Annotated in this window: 9 protein-coding genes and 1 pseudogene; 2 read left to right on the forward strand and 8 right to left on the reverse strand. The window is 64.2% G+C overall.

The genetic code is table 11. The annotated features are described in order from the left end of the window. From AC1DWI_RS07695 to argC, 3 genes are all read right to left on the reverse strand, one after another. Nucleotides 1-513, reverse strand: a 513-nt coding sequence (locus AC1DWI_RS07695; protein WP_477724623.1) for a 5'-nucleotidase, incomplete at its 3' end; no start/stop codon positions are given. Between the two features lie 21 nt (nucleotides 514-534). After that, the gene (locus tag AC1DWI_RS07700; protein WP_477669928.1) at nucleotides 535-1092 is read right to left on the reverse strand and encodes a histidine phosphatase family protein; all 558 of its coding nucleotides are present in this window, start codon (nucleotides 1090-1092) and stop codon (nucleotides 535-537) included. Nucleotides 1093-1415: 323 nt separating this feature from the next. After that, a complete protein-coding gene (argC, locus tag AC1DWI_RS07705) occupies nucleotides 1416-2348 on the reverse strand; it encodes an N-acetyl-gamma-glutamyl-phosphate reductase (RefSeq protein WP_477669927.1) in 933 nt (310 codons plus the stop codon). A 122-nt stretch (nucleotides 2349-2470) separates the two neighbouring features. On the opposite strand from argC, the gene AC1DWI_RS07710 reads away from it, so the two are divergent. Continuing rightward, nucleotides 2471-3364, forward strand: a complete 894-nt coding sequence (locus tag AC1DWI_RS07710; RefSeq protein ID WP_477669926.1) for a LysR family transcriptional regulator — start codon at nucleotides 2471-2473, stop codon at nucleotides 3362-3364. Here AC1DWI_RS07710 and AC1DWI_RS07715 read toward each other — a convergent pair. From AC1DWI_RS07715 to ilvA, 4 genes are read right to left on the reverse strand one after another with little or no spacing between them, the layout of a single operon-like run. Continuing rightward, complete coding sequence (locus AC1DWI_RS07715; RefSeq protein ID WP_477724624.1) at nucleotides 3359-4213, reverse strand: adenosylcobinamide-GDP ribazoletransferase; 855 nt, start codon at nucleotides 4211-4213, stop codon at nucleotides 3359-3361. The two genes, AC1DWI_RS07710 and AC1DWI_RS07715, sit on opposite strands and share 6 nt — an antisense overlap. 17 nt (nucleotides 4214-4230) lie before the next feature. Further along, nucleotides 4231-5292, reverse strand: coding sequence for a nicotinate-nucleotide--dimethylbenzimidazole phosphoribosyltransferase (gene cobT / locus AC1DWI_RS07720; protein ID WP_477724625.1), 1062 nt, complete (start codon nucleotides 5290-5292; stop codon nucleotides 4231-4233). Continuing rightward, nucleotides 5249-5512 carry a cysteine-rich CWC family protein gene (locus tag AC1DWI_RS07725; protein WP_477724626.1) on the reverse strand — a complete coding sequence of 88 codons (264 nt, stop codon included), beginning with the start codon at nucleotides 5510-5512 and terminating at the stop codon, nucleotides 5249-5251. Before AC1DWI_RS07725 ends, cobT begins: the two co-directional genes overlap by 44 nt. Nucleotides 5513-5550: 38 nt before the next feature. After that, nucleotides 5551-7194, reverse strand: coding sequence for a threonine ammonia-lyase, biosynthetic (ilvA, locus tag AC1DWI_RS07730; protein WP_477724627.1), 1644 nt, complete (start codon nucleotides 7192-7194; stop codon nucleotides 5551-5553). Nucleotides 7195-7446: 252 nt separating this feature from the next. Here ilvA and AC1DWI_RS07735 point away from each other — a divergent pair, with 252 nt between their 5' ends. Beyond that, the gene (locus AC1DWI_RS07735; protein ID WP_457282593.1) at nucleotides 7447-7905 is read left to right on the forward strand and encodes an OsmC family protein; all 459 of its coding nucleotides are present in this window, start codon (nucleotides 7447-7449) and stop codon (nucleotides 7903-7905) included. 96 nt (nucleotides 7906-8001) lie between these two features. Here AC1DWI_RS07735 and AC1DWI_RS07740 read toward each other — a convergent pair. Beyond that, nucleotides 8002-8144 (reverse strand): annotated as a pseudogene (locus AC1DWI_RS07740) (2-polyprenyl-3-methyl-6-methoxy-1,4-benzoquinone monooxygenase); the annotation flags it as partial.

Consider the following 8144-nt stretch of genomic DNA (forward strand, 5'->3'; position numbering starts at 1 on the left):
GGCACGCACTGAATGCGGATAGACCTGCGCAGCGGGCACGCCGGCCAGCAGGGCGTCGCGTACGTCGCTCAGATGGGCGGACAGGAAAAGATTGGCGTGCAGGGGCTTGAGGTAACGCCAGGGCGCCTCGCCACGGTTGAAAGTGCCTCGTTCTATCTTGAGGCCGTAGTGCTGGGCTGAGCGAAAAACCCGCATGCCGGAGACGGGGTCATTGCGCGAGAGGATCACGACTTCAACGCGCTGGGTGGGTGCTGTCGGGCTGGCCGCYTCCCCGGCGCTTTCGGGTACCTCGTTGAAGGCCAACAGCTTTTTGACCAGCGAAAACGCCACGCCAGGCTTGGCCGGCACGTCCAGCCGCTCGAGCTGCAGCTTCATATAGGCGGCATCCTTTTTGGCGCCTGGCACGGGCTCGGCCGTCATGCCGGTTTCAAAAACCTGGTTTTCTTCTTCAAAGTCAAACAGCGCGCGTGACGAGATCGCCACCACGAGCTGACCATCCAGAGTTGCTGCCATTTTTTGTACCTTATCCGGTTTTTAGGAGTGGGTTTGCAGTTCGAGTGTGCACCATTGGCCGTAGGCCGGAGCTTTTAGAGGCCAGTCGCTGGCGTGCATGATCTGACGCACGCCAAGGCCAATCAGTTCCACGGCGCGTATGACGCCCGCATGGGTAATCCACAGTGTGTCGGCCTGGCCTTGCAACTCGTCAAAGGCCGAAGCGACGCGTGCCATGACCTGGTGGGTGCTTTCGCCGCTGCCGCCCACGGCATATTGGGCAAAGCCGTCCGTCCAGGCCTGCAGTTCGGCGGGCGTGATGTCCTGCCAGGCGCGGCCTTCCCAGGCACCAAAGTCCATCTCCTGCAACCGCGGGTCGCTGGTGCAAGCCAGGTCGGGGCGCAGTTCGCGCAATGCTTGCGCCAGCTGCACGCATCGCTGCAAAGGGGAGTGGGCGACCCGTGTGCCGGCGGGAAGCAGCGTGGCTAGCGCTTGCGCGCATTCGGCGGTGGCCGCCGCATCGGCCGCTACGTCCTGCCGGCCGTAGCAAATGCCGGCTTCAACCAGCGGTGTTGCGTGGCGGGCCAGCCAGAGCTTCATGGCTTACTGACTGCCTTGGTCGGGCAGCGCCTGCAGGTCGGTGCAGGTGATCTGCTGCTCCTGCACGGGGACCGTGGTGGCGGTGGACGGAAGTGATGCGGTGATCATGGAGAGGGGCTGCTGCGGTGGCTGGAGAATGGCGGAGTGCACGCTGTGCGATCCGTGCGATAAGGAAGGGTCCGCCATGCCCCATGGTCTATTCTAGAGCGGCACAGGCGCCGGCGCGGCGAGCCTCTGCGCCACCGTGGGGCCATCTCTGGAACTGCTTGCAAGAACCGGCTATCTGTGACACCCCTCGCCGAACTTGCTGTGCCGTCAAGCCGCTAAGCGGCGTGCTGCAGCATCAGGTCAAGGTTCTGCACCGCCGCACCCGAGGCGCCTTTGCCCAGGTTGTCGAACACGGCGGCCAGAAGCACCTGCCCATGCTGCGGGTTGGCGAACACGGCCAGCCGCAGCAGGTTGGTGCCGTTGAGCGCCTGCGGGTCCAGGTGCTGCGTGGCCTGAACGTCCTTTTGCGCCATCACCTCCACGTGCACGGCGCCTTCGTAGTGCTGCTGTAGACAGGCTTGCAAGCGACCGGGAGTGACGCCCGCTGGCAACCGCCGCAACAGCAACGGGATCGTGAGCACGATGCCCTGGCGGAACGAGCCGTAAGCCGGCAGGAAGAAGGGCCGCTGTATCAGGCCTGCGTGTTTCTGGATCTCGGGGATGTGCTTGTGGGCCAGCCCCAGACCGTACACCTGGAACATGGGCGCATGCGATGCACCCGCACCTTCATGCGCATCCACCCGCGCGCGGCCGCCGCCGGAGTAGCCCGACACCGCATGGATCGCCAGCGGGTGGTCGGCGGGCACGAGGCCGGCCTTCACGAGTGGCAGCAGCAGGGCGATGGCGCCCGTGGGATAGCAGCCGGGGTTGGTGACGCGCCGCGCGTTGGCGATGCGCCGGGACTGTTCCGAGCCCATTTCCGGGAGTCCGTAGACCCACTGCGGATCCGTGCGGTGCGCGGAGCTGGCATCGATCACGCGCACGGCCGGGTTCACGATGGAGGCCGCTGCTTCGCGTGCAGGCCCGTCGGGCAGGCACAGCAGCGCGATATTGCAGGCATTAATGGCTTCTGCACGGCGCGCCGGGTCCTTACGGTCCTGCTCGGGCAGCGTGAGGAGGGTCAGGTCGTTGCGGCCCTGCAGGCGTTCGTGGATCTGCAGGCCGGTGGTGCCCTGATCGCCATCGATGAAGACAAGGGGTGCGCTCATGCGGTGCTCCTGGTGGGATGAATGGCTCGAGCCAAAGAAAGAAGAATGACGAATCTTCAGCGACACCTTAGAATTTGAAAAGTTGAATTTCATAAACATCAGCATCAGATTTACTGAACGTCATGCGCGAACTCAACCTGGACCGGCTGCGCACGCTGGTCACCATCGCACACCTGGGCTCGTTCGCCGAAGCCGCGCGCGTGCTGCATCTGGCGGCGCCCACGGTGAGCCTGCACGTAGCCGACCTGGAAGCGCTGTGTGGCGCCCCCCTGCTGGTGCGCAAGCGCGGTGAAGTGCGTCCCTCGGGCGTGGGCGAGGCACTGATTGAACGGGCGCGGCGCCTGTTGGCCGATGCGGACGAGGCAATGGATGTAGTTCAGCGGCAGGTGCAGGGGTTGGCGGGCCGTGTGCGGCTGGGCGCCTCCACGGGCGCGATTGCCCACTTGCTGCCGCAGGCCCTGGAGGTGCTGGGCCGGAATCATCCCGGCATCGACGTGCAGGTGGCAGTGCTCACTTCGCAGGACACCATGACGCGCCTGGCGAATGGATCGCTCGACGTGGGCCTGGTGGCGCTGCCGCAGGCGACGGTGCAAGGGGTGAAGGTGCAGCCCTGGCGTCGGGATCCGATGATGGCCTTCGTGCCGTCGCCCTGGGCTGTACCCCAGCGTGTTACGCCGAAGTGGTTGGCGGCTCAGCCCTTGATTCTTAACGATTTGGGCACCAGCCTGTCGCGGTTGACCGCTGAGTGGTTCGCGCTGGCGGGGGAGCACCCCAAGGCGCGCATCCAGCTCAACTACAACGACGCCATCAAGAGTCTGGTGGCCGCCGGTTACGGCGCCACGCTGCTGCCGCACGAGGCATCATCCACCACGCCGCTTGACCCGCGCATCCGCATGCTTCCGTTGCGCCCCGCGCTGTGGCGGTCGCTGGGGGTTGCGCACCGGATGGGCCCGGTGGAGCGGGCGACGCAGCATGTCCTGGACGTGCTGTGGCAACAGCGGCAGCCATGGTCATAGACTGATGGCCAGGCCCAGGTAAAAAGCGATTTCGCAAACCTGCTGGGTGGCACCCAGGCAATCGCCGGTGAATCCTTGCAGCCTGCGCTTGAAGAAGCGGCCCATCCACAGCAACGCCAGCACGGCGAAGCTRCAGGCCACGATGAGGTTCATGACGTCAAGCACGAAGGTAGCCAGGGCCAGCGCGGCGAGGCACCAGGAAAACCCCACCAGCAGGCTGCCGGGGGAGATCTGGTCGGCCAGAGGCTTGGATTTGGACAGGGCGGTGTCGCCCACGTGTGGCAGCAGGTAAATCAGCAGCAGCGGCAGGCCGCGCGACATGATGTGGCCTGTGCATAGCGCGGCACAGGCATACCAGCTGCCAAAGGGCGCCTCTTCCCAGTCACCCCAGCCGGCGGGCGCGCCTTCGACCGAGCCGAGGATGGCCAACAGCGAGACCTTGCACAGCAAGGCGAGCACCAGCGCCATGGCGCCAAAGGCACCCACGCGCGAATCCTTCATGATTTCGAGTGCGCGGCCCTTGTCGTGGCTGCCGCCCAGGCCGTCGGCTACATCGGCAAGGCCGTCTTCGTGGAAGCCGCCCGTCAGCAGCACGGTGGCGGCGGTGGAAAACGCCGCGGCCACCAGCGGCGAGAACGTGGTGTCGGGCAGAACCGCCTGAAACAGCGCGTACACGGCAGCGGCAAACAGGCCCACCAGAATGCCGACGCCGGGGAAGTKGCCGGCGCTGGCGCGCAGCAACTCGGGGCTGTAGCCCACCCAGGCCGCCAGACGCCCCGTGATGGGGATGCGCGTGAAGAACTGGACGGCGAGCAGGAACTCGCGGACAAACAGGGTGATGGATGTCATGCGAGGCCCATGATGGTTTATGCGTCTTCCCGCCCGCTCACGCCGGCGGAGTCAAAGCTCGCCATTTCATTGAGAAAGCCGGCTGCAGATTGCACCAGGGGCCAGGCCAACAGCGCGCCCGTACCTTCGCCGAGGCGCAGCTTGAGTTCGAGCAGCGGTTGGGCTTTCAGGTGCGCCAACAGCAGGCGATGGCCGTGCTCGTCGGAACGGTGGCAAAACACCATGTAGTCCTGCACCGCGGGAGCGAGCGAGCGGGCCACCAGTGCTGCCGCCCCGGCGATAAAGCCGTCGACCAGCACCACGCGGCGCTCGCTGGCGGCCTGCAGCATGGCGCCGGCCATCATGGCGATTTCAAAACCGCCCAGGGCGGCCAATGCATCCAGAGGCTGCGTTGCGCCGGCGTGGCCTGCCAGCGCGCGCGCCAGCACGGCGCGCTTGCGTTGCAGTTGCTGGTCGTCCAGGCCGGTGCCGCGACCGGTGGCTTCGTCGATGCTGATGCCGGCAAGGCGTGCCAGCAGCAGGGCGGCAGGCGAGGTGTTGGCAATGCCCATTTCGCCAAACGCCACCACGTTGCCGGGCAGCGATTGCAGGATGTCCATGCCCGCGGTGAGTGCGGTGTGGGTTTGCAGTTGCGACATCGCGGGCCCGCTGCAGATGTTTTGGGTGCCGTGGGCGATCTTGCGCTGCAGCAGCTGCGGGTGCGCGGGCAAGTCCGCCGCCACGCCGGCATCCACTACGTGCAGGGCAAAGCCGTGCTGGCGCGCGAAGACGTTGATGGCGGCGCCGCCGGCCAGCATGTTGCCGACCATCTGCACCGTGACATCCTGCGGAAAGGCCGAAACGCCTTCGGYGGCAATGCCATGGTCGGCCGCGAAGACCACCATTTGGGGAGCTTGCAGCGTGACGTTCTCGCTCTGCTGGATCAGGCCCAGCTGCAGCGCCACACTTTCGAGCAGGCCGAGCGCGCCCTGCGGCTTGGTCTTGTGGTCGATCTTGTGCCGCAGCCTGGCCTCCAGCGGGAGGTCGGCAGTCGGCTCAATCGCGGGCAGGAGGAGGGGTGGAAAGTCGGGTGCGTTCATCGGTGATTTGTTTAAGGCAGGCGGGGCAGAAGCACGACAGTGCGCTGCCTTCCGGTTGCGGAGTTCGTTCGGAGGGTACGGGCATGATGTGCGGCAGTTGCACGCACCAGCATTCAGCATCTCCTGCCGCCATGCCGCAGCGCAGGCCGGCGCCGCAGCGGGGGCACACCGAGGTGTCGGCCTGGGCGGGTGTTGGCGGGGGTGCGGCCTGTGGGCTCATGGCGGATGGGCTTGTCGGCTCTACGGTCAGTTTTGCGGTCAGCTCTGCAAGAACAGCCGGTAAACAGGGTTGGCGGTTTCCTCGACGTGAGGGTAGCCCAGCGTGTCCAGGAAATCCTTGAAGGCCTTGTTGTCGGCCTTGGGCACCTGCAGGCCGACCAGGATGCGGCCGTAGTCGGCGCCCTGGTTGCGGTAGTGAAAGAGGCTGATGTTCCAGCCCGGCCGCATGCTGGAGAGGAACTTCATCAGCGCGCCCGGCCGCTCGGGGAAGACGAAGCGCAGCAGGCGCTCGTCTTTGGACAGCGCACTGTGCCCGCCCACCATGTGGCGGATGTGTTCCTTGGCGAGCTCGTCGTGGGTGAGGTCCAGCGTCTTGAAGCCGTGGCGCGAGAAATTGGCGGCGATCTTGCTGCTCTCGCCCTTGRCCGACGTGGTCAAGCCCACAAAGACGTGGGCTTTGGCGTCGTCGTTGATACGGTAGTTGAACTCGGTCACGCTGCGCGGCCCGCCCGGCAGCTCGCCAATCACTTCGCAAAAGCGCCGGAAGCTGCCGCGCTCTTCTGGAATCGTCACGGCGAACAGGGCTTCGCGCTCTTCGCCGACTTCGGCGCGCTCGGCGACGAAACGCAGGCGGTCGAAATTCATGTTGGCACCGCACAAGATGGCCGCGTAGGTTTCACCCTTGGCCTTGTGGGTGGCCACATACTGCTTGACAGCTGCCACGGCCATTGCGCCGGACGGCTCGACGATGCTGCGGGTGTCGACGAACACGTCCTTGATAGCGGCGCAGACGGCGTCGGTGTCGACGGTGATGAATTCATCGACCAGTTCGCGGCTGATACGGAAGGTTTCTTCACCCACCAGCTTGACGGCCGTGCCGTCGGCGAAGAGGCCGACGTCGCTCAGGGTCACGCGCTTTTTGGCGTTGACTGACTGCAGCATCGCGTCGGAGTCGTTCATCTGCACGCCGATGACTTTGATCTCGGGCCGCACCGCCTTGATGTAGTTGGCCACGCCGGAGATGAGCCCGCCGCCGCCGATGGCAACAAACACGGCGTCGAGCCGGCTGGAGCCGAGGCTTTGCAGCTGCATGAGGATTTCCATCGCGATCGTGCCCTGACCGGCGATGACGTCCGGGTCGTCAAACGGATGCACGAAAGTCAGGCCCTGCTTTTTCTCGAGCACCACGGCGTGGGCGTAGGCGTCGGAGTAGCTTTCTCCGTGCAGCACGACATTGCCGCCCCAGGCCCTGACGGCGTCGACCTTGAGCTGCGGTGTGGTGGTGGGCATGACGATGACGGCGCGTGTGCCGAGCTTTTGCGCGCTGAGTGCGACGCCTTGGGCATGGTTGCCGGCCGAGGCGCAAATCACGCCTTTTTTGAGCTGTTCGGGGCTCAGGTGAGCCATCTTGTTGTAGGCGCCCCGCAGCTTGAAGCTGAACACCGCCTGCTGGTCTTCGCGTTTGAGCAGCACGGTGTTTTTCAGGCGCAGGCTCAGGTTTTTGGCGGGCTCCAGCGCGGACTCCACTGCCACGTCATAAACCCGGGCTGTCAGGATCTTTTTCAGGTAGTCGGCTGGTTTCAGCGCGGGCTTCGACGTTTTGCCGGAAGGTTTCCCCGGAGCTTTGACTGCCTTGATGACTTTGGGAACAGGGCGGGTGGCTTGTTTGGTGTGGGTTGGCATGTTTTTCTCGCAGCCTGACATCATAGTGGGCAAGAAAAAAGGCCCAGACTTTGCAGTCTGGGCCTGTAAATCCACCCTTAGAGGAGGTGGAGGAGACAACCGGTGCAAAAAGACCCTGAGTTGCCGGACAACTGATCTTGATGCGATGATTTCAGTATAGCGGGCCGATGTTGCGCTGCACAATATCTTGTGGCGTAAATTCGACATTTTTCACGGTTTAATCATAAATTTTATGCATGAGGAGAGAGATTCATGGAATGCACGGTGAGTTGGACGGGCCCGACGGCGGTCACAGGATCGCGCTCCGGAATGAGTTTTCTGGCTGAGACCGGCAGCGGCCACACCCTGGTGATGGACGGCGCGCCCGATGCCGACAAACCGGAAAACGGCGGCGCCAACCTGGCACCCCGGCCCATGGAAACCTTGCTGGCCGGGACCGGTGGCTGTACGGCCTACGACGTGGTGCTGATCCTCAAGCGTGGCCGCCAGGATGTTCGGGGTTGCTCGGTCAAATTGAGTGCCGAAAGGGCGCCTGTCGACCCCAAGGTGTTTACCAAAATCCACATGCATTTTGTCGTGACAGGCCGTGGCTTGGCCACCAGCGCAGTGGAACGCGCGGTCGCCATGAGTCACGACAAATACTGCTCGGCCACCATCATGCTGGCGAAAACAGCAGAGATCACGACCAGCTTCGAGGTCATCGAAGCTTGAGATGATTTTGGCCTCTTTCCCTTTGTAGATAAGCGCAAGCAGCTATTAAATTTATAGCATGTGGTTGTGCCGGCTTGCGCTGCAGCGACAGAAACCTCAGATGTAGTGCGCCGTTGTTGTCATGACACGCGCCGCAGAGCGCATCAGGGCCTTGACCGGCTCGGGTAACTGCAGCGCGCCGGCCTGCTCGGCATCGCGTGCATGCAGCGCTTCATCGTCTTTCATTTGCGCCACGATGG

The sequence above is a fragment of the Polaromonas sp. P3_C2 genome, assembly GCF_056402675.1.

Excerpts from the sequence above, each read along its gene's own strand:
- AC1DWI_RS07735 (WP_457282593.1), top strand. The coding sequence starts at position 7,447 with ATGGAATGCACGGTGAGTTGGACGGGCCCGACGGCGGTCACAGGATCG.
- argC (WP_477669927.1), bottom strand. The coding sequence starts at position 2,348 with ATGAGCGCACCCCTTGTCTTCATCGATGGCGATCAGGGCACCACCGGC.
- AC1DWI_RS07725 (WP_477724626.1), bottom strand. The coding sequence starts at position 5,512 with ATGAGCCCACAGGCCGCACCCCCGCCAACACCCGCCCAGGCCGACACC.
- AC1DWI_RS07710 (WP_477669926.1), top strand. The coding sequence starts at position 2,471 with ATGCGCGAACTCAACCTGGACCGGCTGCGCACGCTGGTCACCATCGCA.
- AC1DWI_RS07700 (WP_477669928.1), bottom strand. The coding sequence starts at position 1,092 with ATGAAGCTCTGGCTGGCCCGCCACGCAACACCGCTGGTTGAAGCCGGC.